Origin of the sequence: Sphingomicrobium clamense, assembly GCF_019264355.1 — a bacterium.
In the GTDB taxonomy this organism is placed as follows: domain Bacteria; phylum Pseudomonadota; class Alphaproteobacteria; order Sphingomonadales; family Sphingomonadaceae; genus Sphingomicrobium; species Sphingomicrobium clamense.
Genome location: NZ_JAHVAH010000001.1, coordinates 1,807,391 through 1,831,585 on the forward strand (window position 1 = coordinate 1,807,391; position 24,195 = coordinate 1,831,585).

At 62.5% G+C, this 24,195-nt stretch carries 22 protein-coding genes and 1 tRNA gene; 10 read left to right on the forward strand and 13 right to left on the reverse strand.

Going from position 1 to position 24,195, the window contains the following annotated elements; all coding sequences use genetic code 11:
* Positions 1 to 84: 84 nt before the first annotated feature.
* Positions 85 to 546, forward strand: coding sequence for an Lrp/AsnC family transcriptional regulator (locus tag KTQ36_RS09280; RefSeq protein ID WP_255554489.1), 462 nt, complete (start codon positions 85 to 87; stop codon positions 544 to 546).
* Here the strand turns inward: KTQ36_RS09280 and KTQ36_RS09285 are convergent.
* A complete protein-coding gene (locus tag KTQ36_RS09285; RefSeq protein ID WP_218633386.1) occupies positions 543 to 1,529 on the reverse strand; it encodes an NAD(P)H-quinone oxidoreductase in 987 nt (328 codons plus the stop codon). The genes KTQ36_RS09280 and KTQ36_RS09285 overlap by 4 nt on opposite strands.
* 82 nt (positions 1,530 to 1,611) lie before the next feature.
* Between KTQ36_RS09285 and KTQ36_RS09290 the strand changes: the two genes are divergently transcribed.
* The 6 genes from KTQ36_RS09290 to KTQ36_RS09315 all read left to right on the forward strand — a co-directional run bounded on the left by KTQ36_RS09290 (position 1,612) and on the right by KTQ36_RS09315 (position 9,771).
* Positions 1,612 to 1,806, forward strand: a complete 195-nt coding sequence (locus tag KTQ36_RS09290; RefSeq protein ID WP_218633387.1) for a DUF1192 domain-containing protein — start codon at positions 1,612 to 1,614, stop codon at positions 1,804 to 1,806.
* Positions 1,807 to 1,879: 73 nt separating this feature from the next.
* Positions 1,880 to 4,255 carry an ATP-dependent Clp protease ATP-binding subunit ClpA gene (gene clpA, locus KTQ36_RS09295; RefSeq protein WP_218633388.1) on the forward strand — a complete coding sequence of 792 codons (2,376 nt, stop codon included), beginning with the start codon at positions 1,880 to 1,882 and terminating at the stop codon, positions 4,253 to 4,255.
* A gap of 379 nt (positions 4,256 to 4,634) precedes the next feature.
* On the forward strand, positions 4,635 to 5,501 hold the full coding sequence (locus KTQ36_RS09300) for an OmpA family protein (RefSeq protein WP_218633389.1): 867 nt from the start codon (positions 4,635 to 4,637) through the stop codon (positions 5,499 to 5,501).
* A 154-nt stretch (positions 5,502 to 5,655) separates the two neighbouring features.
* Positions 5,656 to 7,305: a M20/M25/M40 family metallo-hydrolase gene (locus KTQ36_RS09305; protein ID WP_218633390.1), complete on the forward strand. Its 1,650-nt coding sequence runs from the start codon at positions 5,656 to 5,658 to the stop codon at positions 7,303 to 7,305.
* Positions 7,306 to 7,316: 11 nt separating this feature from the next.
* A complete protein-coding gene (locus KTQ36_RS09310) occupies positions 7,317 to 7,946 on the forward strand; it encodes a glutathione S-transferase family protein (RefSeq protein WP_218633391.1) in 630 nt (209 codons plus the stop codon).
* 82 nt (positions 7,947 to 8,028) lie between these two features.
* Positions 8,029 to 9,771 carry a M1 family metallopeptidase gene (locus tag KTQ36_RS09315; protein ID WP_218633392.1) on the forward strand — a complete coding sequence of 581 codons (1,743 nt, stop codon included), beginning with the start codon at positions 8,029 to 8,031 and terminating at the stop codon, positions 9,769 to 9,771.
* Positions 9,772 to 9,774: 3 nt separating this feature from the next.
* On the opposite strand, the gene KTQ36_RS09320 is transcribed toward KTQ36_RS09315, so the two are convergent.
* Together KTQ36_RS09320 and KTQ36_RS09325 are read right to left on the reverse strand one after the other, a co-directional pair.
* Positions 9,775 to 10,851: a retropepsin-like aspartic protease gene (locus tag KTQ36_RS09320; RefSeq protein ID WP_218633393.1), complete on the reverse strand. Its 1,077-nt coding sequence runs from the start codon at positions 10,849 to 10,851 to the stop codon at positions 9,775 to 9,777.
* Positions 10,852 to 11,009: 158 nt separating this feature from the next.
* On the reverse strand, positions 11,010 to 11,756 hold the full coding sequence (locus tag KTQ36_RS09325) for a Bax inhibitor-1/YccA family protein (RefSeq protein ID WP_218633394.1): 747 nt from the start codon (positions 11,754 to 11,756) through the stop codon (positions 11,010 to 11,012).
* A 253-nt stretch (positions 11,757 to 12,009) separates the two neighbouring features.
* On the opposite strand from KTQ36_RS09325, the gene uvrA reads away from it, so the two are divergent.
* The gene (gene uvrA, locus KTQ36_RS09330; protein ID WP_218633395.1) at positions 12,010 to 14,934 is read left to right on the forward strand and encodes an excinuclease ABC subunit UvrA; all 2,925 of its coding nucleotides are present in this window, start codon (positions 12,010 to 12,012) and stop codon (positions 14,932 to 14,934) included.
* Here uvrA and KTQ36_RS09335 read toward each other — a convergent pair whose 3' ends face one another.
* The 8 genes from KTQ36_RS09335 to KTQ36_RS09370 all read right to left on the reverse strand — a co-directional run bounded on the left by KTQ36_RS09335 (position 14,935) and on the right by KTQ36_RS09370 (position 20,502).
* Positions 14,935 to 15,492, reverse strand: a complete 558-nt coding sequence (locus tag KTQ36_RS09335) for a superoxide dismutase family protein (protein WP_218633396.1) — start codon at positions 15,490 to 15,492, stop codon at positions 14,935 to 14,937. It lies immediately after the preceding gene.
* 51 nt (positions 15,493 to 15,543) lie between these two features.
* Positions 15,544 to 15,963, reverse strand: a complete 420-nt coding sequence (locus KTQ36_RS09340) for an OmpA family protein (protein WP_218633397.1) — start codon at positions 15,961 to 15,963, stop codon at positions 15,544 to 15,546.
* 291 nt (positions 15,964 to 16,254) lie between these two features.
* Positions 16,255 to 17,823 (reverse strand): PAS domain-containing protein, encoded by a 1,569-nt coding sequence (locus KTQ36_RS09345; RefSeq protein WP_218633398.1) that lies wholly within the window; start codon positions 17,821 to 17,823, stop codon positions 16,255 to 16,257.
* A gap of 68 nt (positions 17,824 to 17,891) precedes the next feature.
* Positions 17,892 to 18,503, reverse strand: coding sequence for a GTP cyclohydrolase I FolE (gene folE / locus KTQ36_RS09350; protein WP_218633399.1), 612 nt, complete (start codon positions 18,501 to 18,503; stop codon positions 17,892 to 17,894).
* 31 nt (positions 18,504 to 18,534) lie between these two features.
* Positions 18,535 to 18,611 (reverse strand) — tRNA-Arg (locus KTQ36_RS09355).
* Positions 18,612 to 18,644: 33 nt separating this feature from the next.
* Positions 18,645 to 19,469 (reverse strand): carbon-nitrogen hydrolase family protein, encoded by an 825-nt coding sequence (locus tag KTQ36_RS09360; protein ID WP_218633400.1) that lies wholly within the window; start codon positions 19,467 to 19,469, stop codon positions 18,645 to 18,647.
* Positions 19,469 to 19,729: a glutaredoxin 3 gene (gene grxC, locus KTQ36_RS09365; protein ID WP_218633401.1), complete on the reverse strand. Its 261-nt coding sequence runs from the start codon at positions 19,727 to 19,729 to the stop codon at positions 19,469 to 19,471. The genes KTQ36_RS09360 and grxC overlap by 1 nt, the downstream gene beginning before the upstream one ends.
* A gap of 35 nt (positions 19,730 to 19,764) precedes the next feature.
* Entirely contained in the window at positions 19,765 to 20,502 is a 738-nt protein-coding gene (locus tag KTQ36_RS09370; protein ID WP_218633402.1) for a ComF family protein, read from the reverse strand.
* 43 nt (positions 20,503 to 20,545) lie between these two features.
* Between KTQ36_RS09370 and KTQ36_RS09375 the strand changes: the two genes are divergently transcribed.
* Together KTQ36_RS09375 and KTQ36_RS09380 are read left to right on the forward strand one after the other, a co-directional pair.
* Positions 20,546 to 21,331 (forward strand): methyltransferase domain-containing protein, encoded by a 786-nt coding sequence (locus KTQ36_RS09375; protein ID WP_218633403.1) that lies wholly within the window; start codon positions 20,546 to 20,548, stop codon positions 21,329 to 21,331.
* A 94-nt stretch (positions 21,332 to 21,425) separates the two neighbouring features.
* Positions 21,426 to 21,608, forward strand: coding sequence for a Flp family type IVb pilin (locus KTQ36_RS09380; RefSeq protein WP_345777700.1), 183 nt, complete (start codon positions 21,426 to 21,428; stop codon positions 21,606 to 21,608).
* A 48-nt stretch (positions 21,609 to 21,656) separates the two neighbouring features.
* On the opposite strand, the gene KTQ36_RS09385 is transcribed toward KTQ36_RS09380, so the two are convergent.
* Both KTQ36_RS09385 and KTQ36_RS09390 read right to left on the reverse strand, forming a co-directional pair.
* Positions 21,657 to 23,126, reverse strand: coding sequence for a M48 family metalloprotease (locus tag KTQ36_RS09385; protein ID WP_218633404.1), 1,470 nt, complete (start codon positions 23,124 to 23,126; stop codon positions 21,657 to 21,659).
* A 103-nt stretch (positions 23,127 to 23,229) separates the two neighbouring features.
* The gene (locus KTQ36_RS09390; RefSeq protein WP_218633405.1) at positions 23,230 to 24,171 is read right to left on the reverse strand and encodes an acetyl-CoA carboxylase carboxyltransferase subunit alpha; all 942 of its coding nucleotides are present in this window, start codon (positions 24,169 to 24,171) and stop codon (positions 23,230 to 23,232) included.
* Between the last annotated feature and the right edge of the window lie 24 nt (positions 24,172 to 24,195).

Below are 24,195 nucleotides of genomic sequence, written 5' to 3' on the forward strand. Positions count from 1 at the left end.
TTTCCTCCTTTTACTGCGGAGGTCGCGCCAAGTGCTGCCAAATGTCGCTGTCAATCGAGTAATTTTTGGCATATTATGCCACCTATGGAACTTGACAGGACCGATATTGCCATTTTGCGCGCCCTCCAGGCCGATGGCCGCCAATCCAATCTTGCGCTAGCCGAGAAGGTTAACCTGTCCCCCTCGCCCTGCTTGCGCCGAGTTCGTCAGCTGGAGGAAGCGGGGGTCATTCGCGGCTATACGGCGCTGGTCGACCCCAAGGCTTATGGCCTGCCGCTCACGCTCTACGTCCGTATCTCGCTGGAGCGCCACGCGAGGGACGTGGTCGAGACGTTTGAGCAGGCGATCGAAAAGCTCGAGGAAGTGGTCGAATGCCATCTGCTCACGGGCGGCGCGGACTATCTGTTGCGCGTCGTAGTCGCCGATCTCGAAGACTATCAGCGTTTCATGAGCGAGGAGATCCACGTCATACCGGGCGTCGCCTCGATCGATACGAGCTTCGCGCTCAAGACGGTGAAATCGAGCCGGGTCTACAAGAAGCCCTAGGGAGTCAGCACGATCTTCCCGACATGGTCGCCCGCTTCCATACGGGCGTGGGCCTTGGCCGCCTCATCAAGCGGGAAACACTCGTCCATCGCTGGCTTCAGGCGGTTGCCTTCGACGAACGGCCAGACCGTTTCGCGGATCGTGTCGCGCACCATCTGCTTATAATCGAGCCCGCGCGGGCGCAGCGTGGAGCCGGTGAGGATCAGCCGGCGGCGCATGATCTGCATGACGTTGATGCTGGCCTCCGCCCCGCGCTGGAAGGCGATCGACACGTGCCGCCCGCCATTGGCGAGGCAGTCGAGATTGCGCGGCACATAGTCGCCGCCGACCATGTCGAGCACGACATCGACGCCCCGCCCTTCCGTCATATCCTTGACCCGGTCGACGAAATCCTCGGTCTTATAGTTGATCGCCTGGTCCGCGCCGAGGTCGAGCGCAGCCTCGCATTTTTCCTCGCTTCCGCAGGTGACGATGATCTGGAGACCGAAGAGGTTGGCGAGCTTGATCGCCATCGTGCCGATCCCGCTGGTCCCGCCATGCACCAGCGCGATTTCACCATCAGCGGCGAAGCCGCGTTCGAACAGGTTGGTCCAGACGGTGAAGAGGGTTTCGGGTAGAGCAGCGGCTTCCTGAAAAGACAGGATCTCCGGGATTTCCAACAAGGTCTCGACGGGGGCGGTGCAATATTCGGCGTAGCCGCCACCGGCGACCAGGGCGCAAATCCTACGCCCCATCCATTCGCTCGCGCCAAGCCCCGCGCCGACCACTTCACCGGCGATTTCGAGGCCAGGAATGTCGGAGGCGCCGGGCGGCGGGGGATAGGCGCCCATGCGCTGGAGCACGTCGGGGCGGTTGACGCCCGCGGCCGCGACCTTGACCAGCACTTCGCGCGGGCCGGGCTGCGGGATGGGTCGCTGGGCGAGCTTGAGTGCCTCGGGCCCGCCCGGCGTCTCGATCTCGATCGCCCGCATCATCTCGCCCATACGCCCCACTCCTTCGATCCCCGATCAATAAGGTCGAGTCGGCTTATTGACTTGGCGCCAGCGCGGGTCAACGCTGCGATCCATGGACGAAGAAGACGACTTCCGCCCCGACGATCCGATCAACCTGTTGGGCAAGGAAGACCTCGACCCGCTCTCGGTGAGCGAACTCGAAAGCCGCGTCGCCCTGCTCAAGGCCGAAATCGAGCGTACGCAAGCGCACAAGGCCGGCAAGTCGAGCCACTTGAGCGCCGCCGACGCGCTCTTCAGGAAGAGCTGAGCCAGCCGTGGGACGAGCAGCCCTTGATTTGTTACCGTCCATCCCGACCTTGGGTGCGTAAGGAGAATTTTTGATGCCCAGTTTCGCCCGCGAACTCGAAGCCACCCTGCACAATGCGCTTGGGGAGGCCTCGAAGCGGCGCCACGAATATGCGACGCTCGAACACCTGCTCATCGCGCTGATCGACGACGAGCATGCCGCGCAGGTGATGAATGCGTGCGGGGTCGACCGCGAGGAATTGCGCAACGCGGTGAAGCAATATCTCGATCAGGAACTGGGCGCGCTGGTCAGTGACGGATCGACCGACCCCAATCCCACGAGCGGGTTCCAGCGGGTCGTGCAACGCGCGATCCTGCACGTGCAAAGCTCGGGCCGCGACGAAGTGACGGGTGCCAACCTGCTCGTCGCGCTGTTCTCCGAGCGTGAAAGCTATGCCGTCTATTTCCTCCAGCAGCAGGACATGAGCCGCCTCGATGCGGTGACCTATATCTCGCACGGGGTCGGCAAGGGCGAGCCGTCGGCGATAGAGGGGCCGGACGACGACGATAGTGACGGGCAGCCGACCGAGACCAAGGCGGCGCCGGGCGACAAGAAGGAAAGCGCGCTCCAGCAGTTTACGGTCAACCTCAACCAGAAGGCCAAGGACGGGAAGATCGACCCGCTGATCGGCCGCGGCAGCGAGGTCGACCGCACGGTGCAGATCCTGTGCCGCCGCTCGAAAAACAACCCGCTCTATGTCGGCGATCCGGGCGTCGGGAAGACCGCGATCGCCGAAGGGCTCGCGCGCAAGATTGTCGAGGGCGATGTCCCCGACGTGCTGCAGGACGCGGTCATCTATGCGCTCGACATGGGCGCGCTGCTCGCGGGCACGCGCTATCGCGGCGATTTCGAAGAGCGCCTCAAGCAGGTCGTCACCGAGCTGGAAAAGATGCCCGAGGCGATCCTGTTCATCGACGAGATCCACACGGTGATCGGCGCAGGCGCGACCAGCGGCGGGGCGATGGACGCCTCGAACCTGTTGAAGCCGGCGCTGTCGTCGGGCGCGATCCGCTGCGTCGGGTCGACCACCTACAAGGAATTCCGGAACCATTTCGAAAAGGATCGCGCGCTGCTGCGCCGGTTCCAGAAGATCGATATCGTCGAACCGACGGTCGAGGACACGATCAAGATCCTGATGGGCCTGCGCCCCAATTTCGAGGAGCATCACGGCGTCCGCTACCTCCCCGATGCGATCAAGAGCGCGGTGGAGCTGTCGGATCGTTACATCAACGACCGCAAGCTGCCCGACAAGGCGATCGACGTGATCGACGAGGTCGGCGCGATGCAGATGCTCAAGCCCGTGTCGAAGCGGCGCAAGACCATCAACGTCGCCGAGATCGAGGCGGTGGTCGCGACCATGGCGCGCATCCCGCCGAAAAGCGTGTCGAGCGACGACAAGCGCGTGCTCGAAACGCTCGAGCAGGACCTGAAGCGCGTCGTGTTCGGTCAGGACCTGGCGATCGAGAAATTGTCATCGGCGATCAAGCTGAGCCGTGCGGGGCTGCGCGATCCCGACAAGCCGATCGGCAACTATCTCTTCTCCGGCCCGACCGGCGTCGGCAAGACCGAGGTTGCGCGCCAGCTGGCGAGCATCATGGGCATCCCGCTCCAGCGCTTCGACATGTCCGAATATATGGAGCGTCACGCGGTCTCGCGCCTGATCGGCGCGCCTCCGGGCTATGTCGGATACGACCAGGGCGGACTGCTCACCGATGCGGTCGACCAGCATCCGCACAGCGTGCTGCTGCTCGACGAGATCGAGAAGGCGCATCCGGACCTGTTCAACATCCTGTTGCAGGTGATGGATAACGGCTCGCTGACCGATCATCACGGCAAGACGGTCGATTTCCGCAACACGATCCTGATCATGACCACCAATGCCGGCGCCACCGACATGGCCAAGGAATCGATCGGGTTCGGCAATGTCAGCCGCGAGGACGCGCAGGACGATGCGGTGAAGAAGATGTTCACCCCCGAGTTCCGCAACCGCCTCGATGCGGTCGTGCCGTTCGGTTACCTGCCGCCCGCCGTGGTCAAGCGCGTGGTCGACAAGTTCATCCTGCAGCTCGAACTGCAGCTCCAGGATCGCGACGTGCATATCGAACTGGACGACGATGCGCGTCAGTGGCTGGTCGATAAGGGCTATGACAAGCTGTACGGCGCGCGCCCGATGGCCCGCCTGGTGCAGGAGAAGATCAAGCAGCCGCTGGCCGAGGAATTGCTGTTCGGCAAGCTGGTCGACGGCGGCGAGGTCAACGTCCACATCAAGGACGGCGCCCCGGCGTTCGAAATCGTCCCCACCCCGCCCAAGCCCAAGCGCAAACCGCCGGCGAAAAAGAAAAAGCCGGCCGCGAAGAAGAAAGCTGCGCCAAAGAAGGCCGAGGACAAGGCGGCGAAGTCGGAAGACTAGCTGCGGGGCCGGACCACCCGGCAGCAATAACCGTCCTGATGAGCGGAGGTTTGTCGCCGATCCATCGCGAGCGACTGAAGCGTTGCGCTCTGACTCAAAGGAATGCGGCAAGCCATTCGCGTCGTGAGCGCAGCCCAAAGCTGCCGACGAAAGGTCGTGCTATCCGCCATCACAAACGGCTTGCCGCTCTTCAAGCCCGCAACATCCGTAAATTTAACGACCGCTAAACGGGCCCGAGTCTCGTTCATCTGCCAGCAAGGGTAGGTTGAACAGTCGGGCGGCCAAACGGGGCAGAATTCGTGTCGTCCACGCGGCACGACGATCACTTTAAGGAGCGAGATTTGTGAATAGTTTCAACCGATTAAAGCTATCCGTACTTATGACTGCGATGGTCATCCCGGCCACTGCGGTCTCCGCCCAGGACGTCGAGGGCATGGACCCGATCACGATCAATGGTGAATTGCCGGCGACCTTGGAAGGGCTGCCCGAAGGCCCTGAAGTCGAGGGTTTCATCGCTGCACGCGGCGGCGGGCAGCTAGCAATCACGGGCGAAAACGGTGCCAACACGACTGTTCTCGTCGCGCCGGCCACCGAAATCCGGTCAAAAGGCGGTTTCCTCGGGCTCGACAAAGACAGGTTGACTGCGGACTCGCTGCTCAACGGGCTGCCGGTCAAGGTCAAGACGGTACAATGGGGCGGCGGTCTGATCGCGACCCGCGTCAAGCTTTCGAACAAGGATCTCGAGACCGCCGCGATGATCCGTAACGGAACCGCGCAGCGCTTTGGCGAGCATGATACCGCCATTGCCGAAAACGCGGCAGCGACCGAGGCCCTTCGCGGCCGTTTTGGCGACATCGACCAGTACAACATCAAAGCCACGACCGACGTCTATTTCGACACGGCCAAGTGGGCCATTTCGCCGGAACATCAAACCCAGCTCTGCGCTGCGGCGGCCGAGGCCGAGGCGATCGACAATGCGCTCTTGCTGGTCGTCGGCTATACCGATTCGGTCGGTAGCGAGGACTATAACCAGGTGCTGAGCGAGAAGCGTGCCGGCAAGGTCGTCAACCACTTGCAACAGAAGTGCGGCTGGGCGCCGTGGCGCATGCTGACCCCGACCGGAATGGCCGAAGCCGACCCGGCCGCGGATAATTCGACCGAGCAGGGCAAGGCCCTGAACCGTCGTGTCGCGGTCAATATCCTCGTCAGCAAGGCCGTCGACAGCATCGATCATCCGGGCGGGTAACGTCGGGACGGTTCCCGGTGGCACCCGGCATATATCAGGTGCCATCGGATCGTCTCCTCCACGTATGAGCGAGGCGATCGTTAAAGCGTCGCTTCGGGCTTCACAGGGACGGCGGGGCCGCTATGGTCTCGCCGTTCTTGTATCCGGAGGTCTCATGTCCCGCTTTCTCGCCGCCACCGCGCTCGTCGCCTTTGCCACCCCTGCCCTCGCGCACGATCCCGTATTCGATGCCGAGCGCATCTCGACCCACGTGCGCACGATGAGCTCGGACTATTATGAAGGCCGCGCGCCGGGGACGCCGGGCGAGCATAAGGCGGTCGGCTATATCTCGGGCGCGCTGGCGATGGCGGGGGCGCAGCCGGGCGGCGACTATGACGAAACGGGACTGCGCAGCTTTACCCAAGACGTGGTGCTGGCGCGCTCGACCATGGTCGACGAACCGCTCGCGAGCCTCGATTTCGGGGACGAGACGCTTGACCTCGTGCAGAATACCGACCTCGCGGTGCGCGCGCCGGTCAACGGCGAGGCGCACGTCCAGATCGCCGACGCGCCGCTGGTGTTCGTCGGCTACGGCACCCACGCGCCCGAGCGCGGCTGGTCCGATTTCAAGGACGAGGATATCGCAGGCAAGATTATGGTCGTTCTCGTCAACGACCCTGACTTCGAGGGCGGCGAAGGCGACTTCGGCGGCAAGGAAATGACCTATTACGGCCGCTGGACCTACAAGTATGAGGAAGCCGCGCGGCGCGGTGCTGCGGGCGTGATGGTCATTCATGAGACCGCGCCCGCCTCCTATGGCTGGAACGTGGTCGCCAACGGCAATGACGAGACGCTCGACATCGTGCGCGAGGACCCCAAGGCGGCGCATACCGGCTTCGAAAGCTGGATTTCGAGCGACCTCGCCGGGCGGCTGTTCAGCCATGCCGGGACCACGCTGGAGGAAGCCAAGGCCAAGGCGCGGCGCAAGGATTTCCAGCCGATGGAGCTGGGCGTGACGCTCGACGCGACATTGCTCGCCGAGCTCGAGCAGATCACGACCAAGAATGTCGTTGGCATTATAGAGGGCAAATCGCGCCCCGACGAATATGTGCTCTACACCGCGCATTACGACCATCTGGGCATTGAGCCCGAGCCCAACGAGGAGGGCGACGTCGTCTATAATGGCGCGCTCGACAATGCGACGGGCACCGCGATGCTGATCGAGCAGGCGCGCGCCTTCGCCGAGATGGGGCCGCAGGAACGCTCGATCGTGTTCCTCGCCGTGGGCGCGGAGGAAAGCGGGCTGCTGGGCGCCAAATATTATGCCGCCAACCCGCTCTACAGCCTCGAAAAGACGGTCGGCGTGCTCAACACCGACAGCCAGGGCGTGTTCGGGCGGGCCAACGACTTCTCGATTTCGGGAACGGCGAAGCTCGGGCTGCTCGACCTGCTGATCGAGGAAGCTGGCAAGATGGACAAGAGCTTTACTCCCGACCCGCGGCCCGAGGCGGGCGGCTTCTTCCGCTCCGACCATTTCGCCTTCGCGCTGGCGGGCGTGCCGGCGGTGAGCTTCAAGTCGGGGCAGGACCTTGAGGAAGGCGGCGTCGAGCGCTCGGCGCAGCTTGCCAGCCAATATGTCAGCCAGCTCTATCACCAGGTCGACGACGAATGGTCGTCGGACTGGAATTTCGAGGGGATCGTCGAGGACAACCTCTTACTCCATCGCGTCGGAACGCGGCTCGCCAACGAAGGCATGTGGCCCAACTGGGGCGAGGGCAGCGAATTTAAGGCGGTCCGCGACGAAAGCGCCGAGGCGCGGCAATAGGTGGGCGAGCCATGTCGATCATTTTCTACACCAACCCGATGAGCCGCGGGCAGATTGCGCGCTGGGCGCTGCACGAGGCGGGCGCGGAATATGAGCAGCGCATCGTCGGCTATGGCGAGGAAATGAAGGGCGACTATGCCCGCGACGTGAACCCGATGGGCAAGGTGCCCGCGCTCCAGCATATCGGCCAGGTCGTCACCGAATGCGCGGCCATCTGCCATTATCTCGCGGAGACTCACCCCGAAGCCGGATTGCTCCCGAACGATCAAGAGAAAGCCGACTATTTCCGCTGGCTCTTCTATGCTGCCGGTCCGCTCGAACAGGCGATCAGCAACAAGGCGCTGGGGTTCGAGATACCCGACGACCCGTCCAAGCGCGGGACGGTCGGATACGGCCATTACGACCTCGTCGTCGACGTGCTCGAAAAGAAGTTTGCCAACAGCGACTATGTCTGCGGCGACCGCTTTACGATGGCGGATGTCTATGTCGGGTCGCACGTGACGTGGGGCATGCAGTTCGGTTCGCTGCCCGAGCGTGACAGCTTCCACGCCTACGCGTCGCGGCTGACGGGGCGCGAGGCCTACAAGGCCGCCAAAGCGATCGACACCAAGCTGATTGAAGAAGCGCAGGCGCAGGGCTGACCGCCGCTGGTCGAAAGCGCTCTTGCCAGCCGGAGCGGATCGCGTTCATCTTCCCTGCCGACCGCATGAACAGGGGGACAGAATGAGCGAGACGACAGGCAAAGAGCGCGACTGGATGCCATGGGCGATCATCACCCTCCTCGCCGCGGTCTTCCTCGCGCTGTTCCTGACCAAACCGACACCGCCCGCCCCGCTCGACGAGGGCACCGAGGCGTCGGGACGCTTGCTGAGCGAGGACCAGCAGTCGGTACGCTTCACCCACGCCGATCTCAGCTTCGACATCGATCCAAAAGCGAAGGCGATTGCGGCACGCGCCGTCCATCGCCTCGACGTGACCCGGCCCATCGAAAATTTCCAGGTCGACCTCGACCCACGCTACGATATCACCGAATTCACGGTGAACGGCACCACCGTCACCGATTATGTGCATGAAGACGGGCAGCTTCGCTTCGCGCTTCCCGAACGGCTCGACGTCGGCGACACGCTCGAAATCGCGATTGCCTATGAAGGCAAGCCGCACGTCGCCCGCCGCGCTCCGTGGGATGGGGGCTTCGTCTGGTCCTCGCACAACGGCAAGCCGTGGATCGCAACCGCGGTCCAGGGTGAAGGCTGCGACCTTTTCTGGCCCTGTTACGACAATCCCATGTCGGAGTTCGAGACGGTCGAGCTGCACATTACCGTCCCCGAAGGCCTGAGCGCGCCCGCCAACGGCGTGCTGCAGGGCATTGACGAAAATGACGACGGAACGGTTACCTGGCATTGGAAATCCAACCAGGTGAACAGTTACAACGTCGCGCTCAATGTCGGGCCATACGAGGAGCTGCGCGGCAGCTACGACAGCCGCTACGGCAACACGATCCCGCTCCATTTCTGGTATCTCGAAGGCAACAAGGAGAAAGCGGAAGAGCTGTTCGCCGAATGGCCCGACGTCATCGATTTCTTCGAAAGCCAGGTCGGCCCCTATCCCTTCGCCGACGAAAAGCTCGCCGCGGTCGAGACTCCGCATCTCGGCATGGAGCACCAGACGATCAACGCCTACGGCAACCACTACACCAAGACGCCCGAGGGCTATGACTGGCTGTTCCATCACGAGCTGGCGCACGAATGGTTCGGCAACCAGGTCAGCAACCGCAACTGGGACGAAATGTGGATCCACGAAGGCTTCGGCGCCTACATGCAGCCTTATTACCTGCGTTGGCGCGATGGTGAGATGGCCTATCTGAAGGCCATGTCGAACCAGCGCAGCGGCCTGCTCAACCGCGCGCCGATCGTCTCGAACAGCCCCAAAATCGAGCATGAAGTCTACGAAATCGACAAGGGGGGTCCCGCAAGCGATATCTACGCCAAAGGAAGCTGGGTCCTCCACACGCTTCGCGAGCTGATCGGCGACGAGGCCTTCAACATGGCGACCCGCCGCCTCGTCTACGGACGCCCCGACCCTCAGCCCGGCAATTTCAAGCCGCGTTTCGGCACTAGCGCCGAATTCCAGCAATTTGCGGAAGAGGAATCGGGCCGCGATCTCGATTGGTTCTTCGACGTCTATCTCTACGGCGCGGCGCTGCCCGAACTCGTCACCGAGCGTGACGGCAACCAGCTGACCGTGTCGTGGAAAGTGCCGGGCGACATCGCTTTCCCGATGCCTGTCGACATCACCGTGGATGGCGCGCCGCAAACGCTCGCGATGACGGGGGGAAGCGAGACGATCACGCTGCCCGATCCACGTGCTCGCGTCGTGCTCGATCCACGGCAGCGCATCCTGAAAGTGTCGAAGGCGATCGATCGCTACCAGGAATGGCAGCGCGGATCGGCGCGTCCGATCGGCTGATTGTTATTGCGGCGGCGACGGCGATCGCTCGGTCGCGACACGCTCGCGGTTGCGCTTCTGCTCCTGCTCGATGAACCATGTCGAGCGTGAGTTGAAACCCGGCACGTCGCGCGCCTTGAACAGCGCCTGCTTGCTGGCGAAATCGATCTCGAGCTGCTGGAAGGCGCGCATCGCCTCCATCCCGAAATAGAGAACCGGCTCGTCGGCATAGCCAAGGTAGGAAAAGGACGTCGACTGGACGAAGGCGACCGGCATGCGCGCGATGGTAAAGCCGTCGACGTCGACATTGCGCACGACCCCCATCTCGACCGGCACCAATTGCCCCGTGAATGTCAGCATCACGCCCTCTGTAAGGACGTCTAGCTTGCCGCGTCGGCGCAATTCGTCGCGCAATGCATAATTGCCCACCGAAACCGCGCTGCCCGTGTCGATGATCAGGTCGACGTTGAGCCGGTCGATCTTCGCATTCGAGATGATCATGCGCCCGTCGCGCTCGTCGAGCGCCACCGCGATCTCACGATTGCCGGCCGACTGGCGCTTGCCCGTACTCGGTCGCATTCGCATTTGCTGGTTGGCAAAGTCGAAGGTGACGATCTTGTCCTGGAGACTGTCGATCCCGAGAACACCGTCTGCCCCGATAGCCCGACGTCCGAAGGTCAGCAATTCCATGCTCCGATGCTGGCTATCGGTGAGGGCAATGGTCGGGGCAACGACTGCAGGGACGATCGTCGTCCCGGCGAAACTGACAACCTTTTTCCGGCCCGTTTCGCGCAACCCCATTTCATCCGCCACTTCCTGCGAAATGGCGCTGCGCTCCGCGCCCGTGTCGATCATGAATTTAAGGTCGTCGCGTCCTCCCATCGAAACGGGAAGCGTCATTCGATCGTGCCGCTCGAATTCGAACAGGATGAGCTGCTCTTCGACATCCGCAGCAAGGCTGCGATCGGCCCTAGCCGACGTCGGTTGATTGGATTGGGGGACGCCGCCGAGGGGGATGGAACCGGCCAAATCCTGGGCCGAAGCAGCGGAAGGAACCCCCATCATGCTCCCCATCAACAGGGTGATCATGAGTCGCGTCATGGCGGGCCTCCTCTCGGTGCGTGTCGTTCTCTTATCCGTTCTTGCAGCCTGAATTGTTACGCAATTTCGACGAACCGGTCGGTGGAAGGCACAAAAAAGAAGGGCCGGTACCGACAGTACCGACCCTCCATCATCCAAGCTTTCGCCAGGATTAATCGCTATTCGCGTCCACCCATGAAGCTGAGCAGGAACTGGAACATGTTGATGAAGTCCAGATACAGGTTCAGCGCACCCATGATGATCGCGCGGCTCATCAGGTCGCTGCTATGCGCGACATGGCGATAGATGCTCTTGATCTTCTGCGTGTCGTAGGCGGTGAGGCCGGCGAAGATCAGCACGCCGATCGCCGAAATGGCGAGGCTCATCGCGCCCGACTGGAACACGAACGCGTTGAGCAGCATCGCGATGATGAGGCCGACGACACCCATGATCAGGAAGGTGCCCCAACCGCTGAGGTCCTTCTTGGTCGTGTAGCCCCACAGGCTGAGGCCCATGAAGGCCGCCGCGACTGCGAAGAAAGTCTGGGCAATCGACACGCCGGTATAGACCAGGAAAATGGTGCTCATCGAGAGACCCATCAGCGTGGCGAAGCCCCAGAAAAGCATGTGGAGCGTACCGGTCGACATGCGGTTCTGCCCAAAGCTCATGGCGATGATGATCGCAAGCGGCGACAAGATGATCACCCACGGTAGGATGCCGCCGCCCAGGAACACCTGCGCGGCCATGCCCGAGCTGTAGAAGAGCAGCGCGACGATGCCGGTGAGCAGGACGCCCGATGCCATGTAATTATAGACGCTGAGCATATATTTGCGCAGCCCCGCATCGCGCGCGGCGCGCGGTACGCCGACCGAAACGGTAGGGTCGAAACCGCCCGTCTGGGTGCGCTCGTCAAACTGGTTAGCCATTCTCTCTCCTTCGCCCGAGGGCGTAAAAAACGCTGTTGTCGAGGGACAATATCGGTCTGATCGGCGCGAATTTCAAGAAAGATCGGAGGGCGGGTCGCAGCGGGTCGGACGGAGGCGAACGGGGCGCTGCAGACTTTGGCCGGTCTTGAATGACCTCGTGGGGACCCCCAATTGGCCTGACACGTTCATTTCCCACACTTCTTAGCTGCGCGCATCTTGCACGCTGCGAACAAATATGGAACAAATAGGTCCGATGCTGACCAATATCTCCGTCCGCGGCGCGCGCGAGCACAACCTCAAGGGTGTCGACATCGACATCCCGCGCGAGAGCCTGACCGTCATCACCGGCTTGTCGGGGAGCGGCAAGTCCTCGCTCGCCTTCGACACGATCTATGCCGAGGGGCAGCGACGTTACGTCGAGAGCCTGTCGGCCTATGCGCGCCAGTTCCTCGAAATGATGCAGAAGCCCGACGTCGAGCATATCGACGGGCTCTCCCCCGCCATCTCGATCGAGCAGAAAACGACGAGCAAGAATCCGCGCTCGACCGTCGCGACGGTTACCGAGATTTACGACTACATGCGCCTGCTGTGGGCGCGCGTCGGTGTCCCCTATTCGCCCGCGACGGGCGCGCCGATCGAAGCGCAGCAGGTCAGCCAGATGGTCGACCGCACGATGACGCTGCCCGCCAAATCGCGCCACCTGCTGCTTGCGCCCGTGATCCGCGGGCGCAAAGGCGAATATAAGAAGGAAATTGCCGACTGGCAGAAGCAGGGCTTCACGCGCATCCGCATCGACGGTGAGGTCTATCCGATCGAAGACGCGCCCGCGCTCGACAAGAAATACAAGCACGATATCGAGATCGTCGTCGATCGTATCGCGATCAAGGAAGGCATTGAGGCTCGCCTCGCCGACAGCTTCGAAACCGCGCTGAAGCTTTCGGGTGGTCTTGCCTATCTCGATCCGGTCGATCCGCCCGAGGATGCGGCTACCGGCTCGGGCATGAAGCTCGACAATGCGCCTCCGGGTCGCCTCGTCTTCTCGCAGAAATTCGCCTGCCCCATCTCGGGCTTCACGATCGAGGAAATCGAGCCGCGTCTCTTTTCGTTCAATGCGCCGCAGGGTGCGTGCCCGGCCTGTGACGGGCTGGGACAGCGAATGGAGTTCGACGAGGATCTCGTCGTTCCCAATCACAGCCTATCGATCAAGAAGGGTGCGGTCGTGCCATGGGCGAAGAGCCAGCCGCCCTCGCCTTACTATATGCAGGTGCTGGGAAGCCTGGCGCGTGCCTACGGGTTCAGCCTCGACAAGCCCTGGATCGACCTAGACGAGGAAGCCAAGCGGGTGATCCTCTACGGCACCAAGGGCAAGCCCGTCGTGCTCCGCTTCGTCGACGGCAAGAAAAGCTACGAAGTGAAGAAGCCCTTCGAGGGTGTCATCGGCAATCTCGAACGGCGGATGCGCACGACCGAGAGCGCCTGGATGCGCGAGGAGCTGGAGAAGTATCAGGCAGCACACGACTGCGAGAGCTGTGGCGGCGCACGCCTCAAGCCCGAGGCGCTATCGGTGAAGATCGCCGGCGAGGATATCAGCCAGTCGGCCCGCCGGTCGGTCGCCGATGCGCGTGACTGGTTCCTGAGCGTAGAGGACAAGCTGACTGCGCAGCAGCAGGACATCGCGCGCGCGATCCTCAAGGAGATCAACGAACGGCTCGGTTTCCTTCATAATGTCGGGCTCGACTATCTCAATCTCGACCGCAAGAGCGGCACGCTATCGGGTGGTGAAAGCCAGCGCATCCGCCTCGCCAGCCAGATCGGCTCGGGCCTTTCGGGTGTGCTATATGTGCTCGACGAACCCAGCATCGGGCTGCATCAGAAGGATAATGACCGATTGCTGGAGACGCTCAAACGGCTGAAGTCGCTCGGCAACACCGTGCTTGTCGTCGAACATGACGAAGATGCCATCCGCACGGCCGACCATGTGATCGATATGGGTCCAGGTGCGGGCGTGCGTGGGGGCGAAGTAGTATGTGCAGGCACCCTCAATGAGATACTCAGCTGCGAAGAGAGCCTGACCGCAGATTATCTGTCGGGCCGTCGCGAAATTGCGGTCCCGGCCAAGCGGCGTAAGGGCTCGGGCAATAAGCTGACCGTTCACGGTGCCACGGCAAACAATCTTCAGAAAGTCACCGCGTCGATCCCGCTCGGCACGTTCACCTGCGTCACCGGCGTGTCAGGCTCGGGCAAGTCGAGCTTCACGATCGACACGCTCTATGCCGCCGCCGCGCGTTCGCTGAATGGCGCGCGCATCCTCTCCGGCAAGCATGACAAGATCACCGGGCTCAATCATCTCGACAAGGTCATCGATATCGACCAGTCACCGATCGGTCGTACGCCGCGTTCGAACCCTGCGACCTATACCGGTGCGTTCACCCAGATCCGCGACTGGTTCGCCGGCCTTCCCGAAAGCCGTGCTCGCGGATACAAGCCGGGACGCTTCAGCTTCAACGTGAAGGGCGGACGTTGTGAGGCGTGCAAGGGCGACGGTCTTCTCAAGATCGAAATGCACTTCCTTCCCGACGTGTACGTCACCTGTGACGTCTGTCACGGCAAGCGGTACAATCGCGAAACGCTGGAAGTGAAGTTCAAAGGCAAGTCCATCGCCGACGTCTTGGATATGACGGTCGAGGACGCCGTGGAATTCTTCAAGGCCGTGCCCAGCATTCGTGACAAGATGGAGATGCTGCGCCGCGTCGGTCTCGGCTATATCAAGGTCGGCCAGCAGGCGACCACCCTATCCGGCGGCGAAGCGCAGCGCGTCAAGCTCGCCAAGGAGCTTTCCAAACGCGCAACCGGTCGCACTCTCTATATCCTCGACGAGCCGACGACGGGACTGCATTTCGAAGACGTGCGAAAGCTCCTCGAAGTCCTCCACGCTCTGGTCGAGCAGGGAAACACGGTCGTGGTGATCGAGCATAATCTCGACGTCATCAAGACCGCGGACCACATCCTTGACCTTGGTCCCGGTGGTGGCGTGAACGGAGGAACGGTGGTCGCCACTGGCACGCCTGAGAAAGTCGCGGAGTGCAAGGAAAGCGCTACCGGCTCCTATCTTGCTCCGATGCTCAAGCGGAAGTCGACGAAGGCTCAAAAGCCTGCCGAGATGTCACCCGCCAAATAGTCAGCTTTGCGGCGCCGACAGCACTGCGCAGCCTACACGCGCACCGCTATCGCCTGACGGGTCGGTCTGATAGTCGTCGGGTCCGGCATGGACGACGAGAGCCGTACCATCGTCGTCGGCCATCGTCGGCCCCGTGCCATTGCGCAGCACGCTGACGAGATAGGTCGAACTACCCGCGCCTTCTGCATCGATGGCTAGGTTCGCGAGATCACCGACATGTGAACCTTGCGGATTGTCCCGACCGTGTTCCTTCGAAGTCGGGTTCCAATGGCCGCCCGCCGAACTGAAATCGGGTGTCTCGCATAGGCCTGTCTCATGGAGATGGACGCCATGCATTCCTTCGGAGAGACCTCCTTCGATTGAAACACGCAAGGTCGTCCCATTGGGGTCTTCCGATACCGCTATGGTGCCGATCGCCGAGCCGCTGGCATCGACAATCTCCGCATCATATGGATCGACGAAATCTACAGGAGCTTGCTCCTTGGATGGCTCCGTTTCGCCACCACAGGCCGTCAGCCCCAAGGCGGCCAGTCCGGTCATCAAATAGTGGATTCGCATTTCAGTCTCCCTTTCGGGAGCCAACACTTCAGCTTAGGCGCGGTTGCGCCATCAATCGAAATGAATTTCAACGCGCCGGTTTTGCGCCTCGCGCACGCCGTCGGCAGTTTCTATCAAGGGTTCGCCCTCGCCATCCGGCCCGATCGTGACGTGAGATGGCGCGACACCAAGCGCAATTAGGCGATCGCGCACCGCGTCGACCCGACGCTTGGACAGCCGCTGATTGTAGGCCGAAGCTCCCGCACGATCGGTATGCCCGGTGAGCGTCAACGGCGCGTTTCCTGCAGATCGATAATCCTCGACGACCTGAATCAGGATCGCGTCGCCATCACGGTCGATCGCGCTCGAGTCGAACCCGAAGAACACGAAGTAGGGGCCGTACTCGACAGCCGCTTCCGTAGGCTGCGGCGTGCTCGGTGCCTCTTGCGGCACCGAGAACGTCATCAGCAATGCCATCCACTCGATCATCATTTTGCTCCCCGGTGTCACACGGGAGACTATGATCGCGTCGGGTCGGACGCAACCGATCAGTTCGGCGCGATCATTACAATTGGTTTTATCCCTAAAAATGGCTCGAGCGAATAGTTAGGCGTACGCGTTGAACGATTGTACGCGCGCTGCGCGGCCAACCTCAAGCCGCCGAGCGTGTCCTGCGATAAGTGTCGCTTTACCAGGCACGCGGTCATAACTCAAATCGTACTCACTAACAGCGTCTTGATTATCCATACAGCGTAGCGATGGTGGTTATTCTGCTCACTTCTATTAATAAGCTACGATTTGCTGTATCGGAACCTCGACCGTGATGCACACGCCCCGGTCCTGCCAGTCATAGTCGAGCCTGCCCTTTAATTGGCGTTCGACCGACAGTGCCACCAGGTCGCTACCGAAACCGCGGTCGCCGCGTTCGGCATCTGCTTTGATTTGCGGTCCGTCAAACTCATGCCAAGACAGGTTCACGCAGTCGTCGTCCTGCCGGATGGTCAACTTGACCTTGCCTTCGGGCACTGACAGCGCACCATATTTCACAGCATTGGTCGCAATCTCGTGAAACGTGAGTGCGAGGGGCGTAACCGCCTGTTCGCCAACCTTCAGGTCGTCCCCGACGACCTCGATCCGCGCGGCGCCATCCTGTGCGTAGGGCGCGAAGAGATCCTCCAGCAGGTTCGACAACATGGTCTCGCTCGCGGGTTCGTCGCTCACCGGGCGGACATAATTATGCGCCCGGCCCAACGCTGCGATACGATCGGTCAGCGCACCGGCGACATCGCGAAGCTCGGGACGTTCACGGCTGGCGTGGCTTACGAGCCCCGACACGACCGAGAAGATATTCTTGATCCGGTGCGTCAGCTCGCGGCTGAGCAGCTGCTCGCGTTCGACCAGCTGCTTGGTGTCGTGAATGTCGGTGTTCGACCCGAACCACCGCACGATCTTCCCGGTCTTGTCCTTGATCGGAAGCCCGCGCGCGAGCGTCCAGCGATATTCGCCATCGGCACGCAACAACCGATATTCGACTTCATAAGGCTCGCCGCTTTCTACCGAATGGCCCCAGACCTCGGCAGCTCGCTCACGATCATCCGGATGAAGCAGTTCGACCCAGCTCTCTTTGAAATGCTCGTCGCCCTGCGTGCCCGTAAACTCGTACCAGCGCGCGTTGAAATAATCGGGAATGCCATTGCCGTCGGTTGACCAGGCCATTTGCGGGATCGCGTCCGCCAGCATTTCGAACCGTCGTTCGCTCTCGGCAACGGCATCGCGCGCCGCATCGGTGGTCGCTTCGATCTCGGCCTTGCGACGACGCGCGGCCAGCCGCCGCATCACGGCATAGGCAAGCACCTGCAATCCCTCGCGCTGGAGCTCGTCCAGCCCCTCTGCGCGCGCTTCCGGGTCGATGACGCACAACGCGCCCAGCGGCGCCCCCTCTTCGCTGATCAGCGGCGCGCCGGCATAAAATCGGATATGCGGCGGGCCGGTGACCAACGTGTTGGCGACGAAACGCGGGTCCTGGCGCGCATCCTTGACCACCATGATGCGCGGCTTGACCATCGCATGCTGGCAGAAACTCTGCCCGCGCGGCGTGCACAGCGCGTCGAGCCCGGTTCTCGCGACGAAATGCTGTTCTTCGGAACCGACGAGCGAGACGAGGCAGGTCTGCGTCCCGCACAGCTTCGCGGCGAAATCGGTGATGCGCGAAAGCTCGACATCATCTCGCATGCCTTCGAAGTCATATTCCGCCAGCACCGCGCGGCGCGCGGATTCGCCCTCGGCGCCGACATAGCGCGGGTCGACCGTGCCGGACGTAGGTTCGCCGTGAAAGGGGCTGGGAATGTTCATTGGCTTCGTGACTAGACGCAACTCGTTATAAAGCAATCGAAAACCATTACGGGGACGAAAACTTTGAATCAATAACCCATGAGGGCAAGCACTTCCTTGCGGCTGCGCTCGTCTTCCCTAAACGTGCCCATCATGCGGCTGGTCGTCATCATCACGCCTGGCGTATTCACCCCGCGCGCGGTCATGCACGCATGGCTCGCCTCGATCACAACCGCCACGCCCAGCGGCTCGAGATTTTCCCAGATGCAGTCGGCGACCTCGGCGGTCAGCCGCTCCTGCACCTGCAATCGCCGCGCAAAACCATGCAGCACGCGCGCCAGCTTGCTGATCCCGACCACCTTGTTGCGCGGCAGATAGGCGATCGACGCCTTGCCGATGATCGGCGCCATGTGATGCTCGCAATGCGACTGGAACGGAATGTCCTTCAGCAGCACGATCTCGTCGTAGCCGCCCACTTCTTCGAACGTCCGCTCGAGGTGCAGCGCCGGATCTTCGCGATAGCCGCGCGCATATTCGTGCCATGCCCGCGCCACGCGCTTGGGCGTATCGAGCAGGCCTTCACGATCCGGATCGTCGCCCGCCCACTCGATCAGCGTGCGCACGGCCGCCGCAACGTCATCGGGCACGTCCACCTTCTTGGGCGGCGCTACCAAATCGCCATTGGTCGGTGTCTCGGTCATGCGCACAAGTCCTTGATAACGTTATGTAAAATGGTGGCCCCGGCAGGACTCGAACCTGCGACCTGCGGTTTAGGAAACCGACGCTCTATCCACCTGAGCTACGGAGCCTCACCCACCCCATATGGGGCTTCGCATTTCCGATCAACGCCTCGGCGGTGCAATCGTCTTTCGATGTGACAATGCCGGCACCCGCGACCGCACTTCCGCGATCCGTTCCAGCTCGACCTCGCAGAACGTCACGCCGCGCTTCTCCCCGGCATCGCACAGCACCTCGCCCCATGGATCGACGACCAGCGAATGCCCGAACGTCTCGCGCCCGTCCTCATGCTTCCCGACCTGGGCGGCCGCGACCAAGAACAGCCCCGCCTCGATCGCCCGCGCGCGCAGCAGAACATGCCAGTGTGCCTTGCCCGTGGGCACCGTGAACGCCGCCGGTACCGCGATCGTATCGGCCCCGCTTTCCGCCAACGCCGCGAACAGCGCGGGAAACCTCAAATCATAACAGATGGTCAGCCCCAACGCGCCGACCGGCGTGCCTTCCACGAGCGTCGTCGCCGCGCCGCCCTGGTAGACATTCGACTCCCGCCAGCTTTCGCCGGTCGGCAAGTCGACGTCGAACAGGTGGATCTTGTCGTATCGCCCACGCACCTTACCCTGGTCGTCGATGACGAAGGCGCGATTGAGGAACTTGTCCCCCTCATCCTTCACCGCCAACGACCCCAGGTGCACCCAGATGCCGGCCCGCGCCGCGGCTTCGCGCACCGCCGCGAGCACGCGATCGTCAGCCTCGTCGACCACCGATTGCGACGCGCGCTTCGCATCGCCATCGAGCAGCCCCGACATCTCCGGCGTAAACAGCATCTGCGCGCCGCCCGCCGCGGCCTCTTCGACCGCGCCAACCAGCGCTTCAGCATTCTTGTCAGGGTCGATCCCGCTGGTTGCTTGGAACAGCGCGATCCGTGGCATCAGGCAGCCTTCAGGCGATCGTCAAGCTTGCCCGACATTTCGAGCTGCATCAGGTCGTCGCTGCCACCGACATGCTCGCCGTCGATGAAGACTTGCGGCACCGTGGTGCGCCCGTTCGCACGCTGGATCATCTCCGCGCGCATCGCTTCATCGCCGCTGATCTCATATTCGCAATAGTCGACGCCCTTCATGTCGAGCAGCTTCTTCGCCCGAATGCAGTAGGGACAGGTCGCCTTAGTATAGATTTCGATTTTCGCCATGTTGGTTTCGTAACCCGTTTGATGTTCTTGTCCACTCAAGAACGCGTGATGTCGCGTGGGCGCACCACCCTTGCCCACAAAATCGCCTCGACCCGTCGCGCTCCGGCCTTCAGTAGAGGCCGCGCGCATGCCTCGAGTGTCGCTCCGCTGGTCCTGACGTCGTCGACCAGGATCACTCGCCGGCCCTCGACATCGGCGCCCGGCGACATGGCCATCGCGCCGCGGACGTTCCGGATGCGCTGCGACGTCGACATGTTGGTCATCGGCACGGTCGCGCGCTTTCGTTGCAGCAGGTCCGGCACGACCTCGACATTTGAACGCCGCCCTACCTCGTGTGCGAGGAGCGCGGACTGGTTGAACCCGCGCTTCCAAAGTCTCCAACGATGCAGCGGAACCGGCACCAGGATGGGACGATCCGACGTGTCCACCTGCCGCGCCATGGCCATCCCCATGACTTTCGCCAACCCGACCCGCCGTCCGTATTTGAGCTTGAGCGCCAGGCTGCGTGTCAAATCGTCGTAGCGCACGGCCGCCCGCGTTTTCTCGATCAGCGGCGGCTTGGCCTCGCACGGCAAGCAGATGTCGTGCTCACCCCCTTCGAGCGGGGCCGCGCATCGTTCGCAACAACCACTGCCCAGCCAATCGATCTTGCCCCAGCACTCGGCGCAGAAATCGCCCACCGTTCCCACGACGTCGCCACAGCCCGCACATCGTGGCGGAAGGACGAAGTTGAGCACCGCGTTGCGTGCCCGATGGAGGATGGTCGCTGCCATTGCCCACTTGTCGCCGATTGAGCGGGCGTCCACAAGCCGCGCGATGGCAGACCTGTTCGACCCCGACCTCCGCGTTCAACGTCGCAATCGCGCGGCGCGCATCGGCACGGTCGACTTCCTTCATCAACGCGCGATCGAAGACATGCTCGACCGGCTCGCGATGATCCGGCGTCCGTTCGAGACAGTCTTGCTGTTGGGTTGCCCGACGCAGGAACTCGCCCAGCTCACCCGCGCGACTTTTCCAAAGGTCGAGCTGATCGAACCCGCCGAAAAGCTCGCTTCACTGCTCGACGCGAAGGTCGGCGCCGATGTCGACCTCGACGTCGAACCGGGCCGATATGATCTGATCCTCTCGCTGGGCACCCTCGCCGAGGCCAACGATCCGGCCCAGCACCTGCTGCGCCAGCGTTTCGCCCTCGCACCTGACGGTCTTGCACTCGGCGCATTCGTCGGTGGCGCAAGCCTTCCGGCCCTTAGGTCGGCACTACGCGCGGCAGACGCGGCGCAAGGAATGACGCGCCCTCATGTCCACCCGCGCATCGACCCCGCCAGCCTGACGCAGATCCTCACTACCGCGGGGTTCAAAGAGCCTGTTGTTGATGTCGATCGGGTGACCGTGCGTTATCCCGACTTCGACCGTCTCGTGGACGACCTCAGGCGCATGGCCGCGACCAACGTGCTGGCGGACAGGCATCGGACGCCGCTGAACAGGCCAGCCCTGGAGGCCGCGCGATCCGACTTCTCTTCGCAGGCCGCGGAAGATAGAAAAACCGCCGAGATCTTCGAGGTCGTCCACTTCGCCGGATGGCAGGAAAGCGCCGAAAACTGACAAAGGTGATCGGGCGTTAACCTCCGCGGCAGTGCAAATCTTAACGTTTCCGCTGGCATAAGCGCACTGTGGACCAGACCAGAAGGAGGGAAGCGTGGACGCTATCCCGAACATTTTCCGTACCCTTTTGAGGGACGAGGACGGTGCGACCGCCATTGAATATGGCCTGATCGCAGCGTTGATCGTGATCGCCATGATGGGCGGCCTGTCGAAGCTCGGCGGCGGCGCAAACGGCATGTGGGGCGGGCTTTCGAACGACGTTCAAAACGTCATGTAGAAAGGGGCGCCGAAGCGCCCCTCTCACAATCGTTCGGTGTCGCGCGCCCTAGCGCGAGCCGTAGACGACGAGCTTGACCTTGTCGCCAGCCTGAAGGCGGCTGTTCTGGTTCAGGCTGTTCAACACCATGAAACGTTCGAGCTGATAGTTGCGGTAGGCCATGCGGCTCGCGAGCGACTGCATCGTGTCGCCCGACCGGACGGTGACGACATCGATCACGCGCGGACGGATGGCCGCCGCCTCCTGCGAGCTGATCTGTCGCAGCGATTGCACCATCGACGAGAACGGACGTAGCCCCGCACCAGCCTGAGTAATCGTCGCGAAGTGGTAGGCGCGATCGCCACCCCACTCATAAGCGACCACCGACAGGTCGACCGCGCCACTTTGCGTCGGCACGCGCGCCGTCGTGTATGCCGCGCGCTTTCCGTTGATGGTGGTCTGCTGCGGGGTCGGAATCCTCAGCTGGTTCGAATTCTGGCCAACCACGCTCTGATACACCTGCGCGATGTAGGTGTTGAGATTGCCGTTATATTGGCCGGTCGAGAAAATAGCCTGACCGCTCGATCCCGAGATGCTTACCTGGCGGGTGCCGTTCGACATGCGATAGCCGGTCGGAACCGTGAATTGCAGGCGGAGGTCGGGGTGGATGAAATTGCGACCGTCGATGATGCCCTGTTCGGGATCGTCGTCGACGACCAATCCGTCGACGCGAGAGAGGAACTGGTCGCGATTGCGCATTCCGCCCGCGGTGCCCATCTGCTGCGCTTGCTGCTGCGCGCGCGCGGTGCGGTTTTCCGATAGCGGGTGCGTGCGCGCCCATTCGGGCGTCTGGCGAGTATTCTGTCCCTGCAGTCGCGCCTGGAGGTTGGTCGATGCGCCGAGCGAGTAGAGCATCGAGGCACCGGCCATCGTGTCGTAGCCCTGGGTCCCCATGTAGCGCAGGCCCAGCGTGTCAGCCTCATATTCCTGGTCGCGGCTGTAGCTCAGCGTGTTGAGCTGCGCATATTGCTGAGCGCCCTGCGCCAACAGGTTGCCCAGTCCGCTACCGCCACCCACGACGCCGCCGAGGATCGCACCGAGTGCGCCCAAAAGGCTGTTCTGCTGCGCCTTGGCGCGGCGCTGCTGACCGTGATCGGCAGCGATATGACCGACTTCATGGCCGAGCACGAAGGCGAGCTCCGCCTCGTCGTCCATCAGCCCCATGAGCTGGCGGGTGATGTAGATACGACCGCCCGGGACCGCGAAAGCGTTCTCCACGGCCGACGAGAGCACGGTGAAGTCGTAAAGAGCCGCGGCATTGGGCGTGCCCGAGTGGACCGCGACGCTGTCGCCGATCTGTTCGACATAGCTTCCCACGGCGCCACCGACTTCGCCGCCAAATTCTTGGAGGACTGCGGGATGCTGCTGGTAGGCCTGCTGGGCCTCCTGCTGCGAGATGGCGGGGTCGACCGGTCCGGCGGACATGCAGCCGGACAAGGTGAGCGCGGACGCGGTGACGAAGAGGGTAGAGAAACGCATGGAACACCTCCGTTTGATACGGACGCGCATCGATGCGCCCGTTTGGCGATCCAACGGGCCTTTGGCGGCGAAGGTTCCGAATGTCGGCGGTAGGCCGTGACGACTAGCCGATGGCCAGGAATTTCTCGCGGCGCTGACGCACCAGCTCATCTGCCGACAGTGTCGACATCTGGTCCAGCTCCTCGACGATCGCGCGCTTGAGGTTGGCGATTGCCTTCTGAGGATCGCGATGGGCGCCGCCCAGCGGCTCCTTCACGATCCGGTCGATCACGCCCAATTCTTTCAAATGCTTGGCGGTGATGCGCATCGCTTCGGCGGCGTCCGCCGCCTTGTCTGCCGTGCGCCACAGGATCGAGGCGCACCCTTCGGGCGAAATCACCGAATAGACGGCGTGTTCGTACATCAGCACGCGGTTCGCGGCAGCGATCGCGATGGCGCCGCCCGAGCCGCCCTCTCCGACGATAGTCGCAACCATCGGCACCTTGAGCTGCAGGCACTGCTCGGTTGCACGCGCGATAGCTTCAGCCTGGCCGCGCTCTTCGGCTTGCACCCCGGGGAAGGCACCCGGCGTATCGACCAGGCTGATGACCGGCAGACCGAAGCGATCGGCCATCTGCATCAAGCGGATGGCTTTGCGGTAGCCTTCGGGTTTGGCCATCCCGAAATTATGCTTGAGCCGGCTGGCGGTATCGTCGCCCTTCTCGTGCCCGATCATCATGACCTTGCGCCCATCGACGCGCGCAAGACCACCGATAATGGCCTGGTCGTCGGCAAAGCCGCGATCGCCGGCCAGCGCCATGAAATCTTCCGCGATGCCAGCGACATAGTCCTTGAAGTGCGGACGCTCGCCATGGCGTGCGACCTGCGCCTTCTGCCACGGCGATAGCTTGCCATAGGTATCGCGCAGCAGCTTCTTGGCTTTCACCTCGAGCTTGCGGACCTCGGGGCTCACGTCGACGTCGCCATTCTCCGCGGTTTCGCGCAAGGCAGCGACGCGGGCTTCCAGTTCGGCAATCGGCCGTTCGAAATCGAGATAGGTCTTCATGTGGGAGAGCGGCCTAAAGCGGGC

Excerpts from the sequence above, each read along its gene's own strand:
- KTQ36_RS09280 (WP_255554489.1), top strand. The coding sequence starts at position 85 with ATGGAACTTGACAGGACCGATATTGCCATTTTGCGCGCCCTCCAGGCC.
- KTQ36_RS09285 (WP_218633386.1), bottom strand. The coding sequence starts at position 1,529 with ATGGGCGAGATGATGCGGGCGATCGAGATCGAGACGCCGGGCGGGCCC.
- KTQ36_RS09290 (WP_218633387.1), top strand. The coding sequence starts at position 1,612 with ATGGACGAAGAAGACGACTTCCGCCCCGACGATCCGATCAACCTGTTG.
- clpA (WP_218633388.1), top strand. The coding sequence starts at position 1,880 with ATGCCCAGTTTCGCCCGCGAACTCGAAGCCACCCTGCACAATGCGCTT.
- KTQ36_RS09300 (WP_218633389.1), top strand. The coding sequence starts at position 4,635 with ATGACTGCGATGGTCATCCCGGCCACTGCGGTCTCCGCCCAGGACGTC.
- KTQ36_RS09305 (WP_218633390.1), top strand. The coding sequence starts at position 5,656 with ATGTCCCGCTTTCTCGCCGCCACCGCGCTCGTCGCCTTTGCCACCCCT.
- KTQ36_RS09310 (WP_218633391.1), top strand. The coding sequence starts at position 7,317 with ATGTCGATCATTTTCTACACCAACCCGATGAGCCGCGGGCAGATTGCG.
- KTQ36_RS09315 (WP_218633392.1), top strand. The coding sequence starts at position 8,029 with ATGAGCGAGACGACAGGCAAAGAGCGCGACTGGATGCCATGGGCGATC.
- KTQ36_RS09320 (WP_218633393.1), bottom strand. The coding sequence starts at position 10,851 with ATGACGCGACTCATGATCACCCTGTTGATGGGGAGCATGATGGGGGTT.
- KTQ36_RS09325 (WP_218633394.1), bottom strand. The coding sequence starts at position 11,756 with ATGGCTAACCAGTTTGACGAGCGCACCCAGACGGGCGGTTTCGACCCT.
- uvrA (WP_218633395.1), top strand. The coding sequence starts at position 12,010 with ATGCTGACCAATATCTCCGTCCGCGGCGCGCGCGAGCACAACCTCAAG.
- KTQ36_RS09335 (WP_218633396.1), bottom strand. The coding sequence starts at position 15,492 with ATGCGAATCCACTATTTGATGACCGGACTGGCCGCCTTGGGGCTGACG.
- KTQ36_RS09340 (WP_218633397.1), bottom strand. The coding sequence starts at position 15,963 with ATGATGATCGAGTGGATGGCATTGCTGATGACGTTCTCGGTGCCGCAA.
- KTQ36_RS09345 (WP_218633398.1), bottom strand. The coding sequence starts at position 17,823 with ATGAACATTCCCAGCCCCTTTCACGGCGAACCTACGTCCGGCACGGTC.
- folE (WP_218633399.1), bottom strand. The coding sequence starts at position 18,503 with ATGACCGAGACACCGACCAATGGCGATTTGGTAGCGCCGCCCAAGAAG.
- KTQ36_RS09360 (WP_218633400.1), bottom strand. The coding sequence starts at position 19,469 with ATGCCACGGATCGCGCTGTTCCAAGCAACCAGCGGGATCGACCCTGAC.
- grxC (WP_218633401.1), bottom strand. The coding sequence starts at position 19,729 with ATGGCGAAAATCGAAATCTATACTAAGGCGACCTGTCCCTACTGCATT.
- KTQ36_RS09370 (WP_218633402.1), bottom strand. The coding sequence starts at position 20,502 with ATGGCAGCGACCATCCTCCATCGGGCACGCAACGCGGTGCTCAACTTC.
- KTQ36_RS09375 (WP_218633403.1), top strand. The coding sequence starts at position 20,546 with ATGGCAGACCTGTTCGACCCCGACCTCCGCGTTCAACGTCGCAATCGC.
- KTQ36_RS09385 (WP_218633404.1), bottom strand. The coding sequence starts at position 23,126 with ATGCGTTTCTCTACCCTCTTCGTCACCGCGTCCGCGCTCACCTTGTCC.
- KTQ36_RS09390 (WP_218633405.1), bottom strand. The coding sequence starts at position 24,171 with ATGAAGACCTATCTCGATTTCGAACGGCCGATTGCCGAACTGGAAGCC.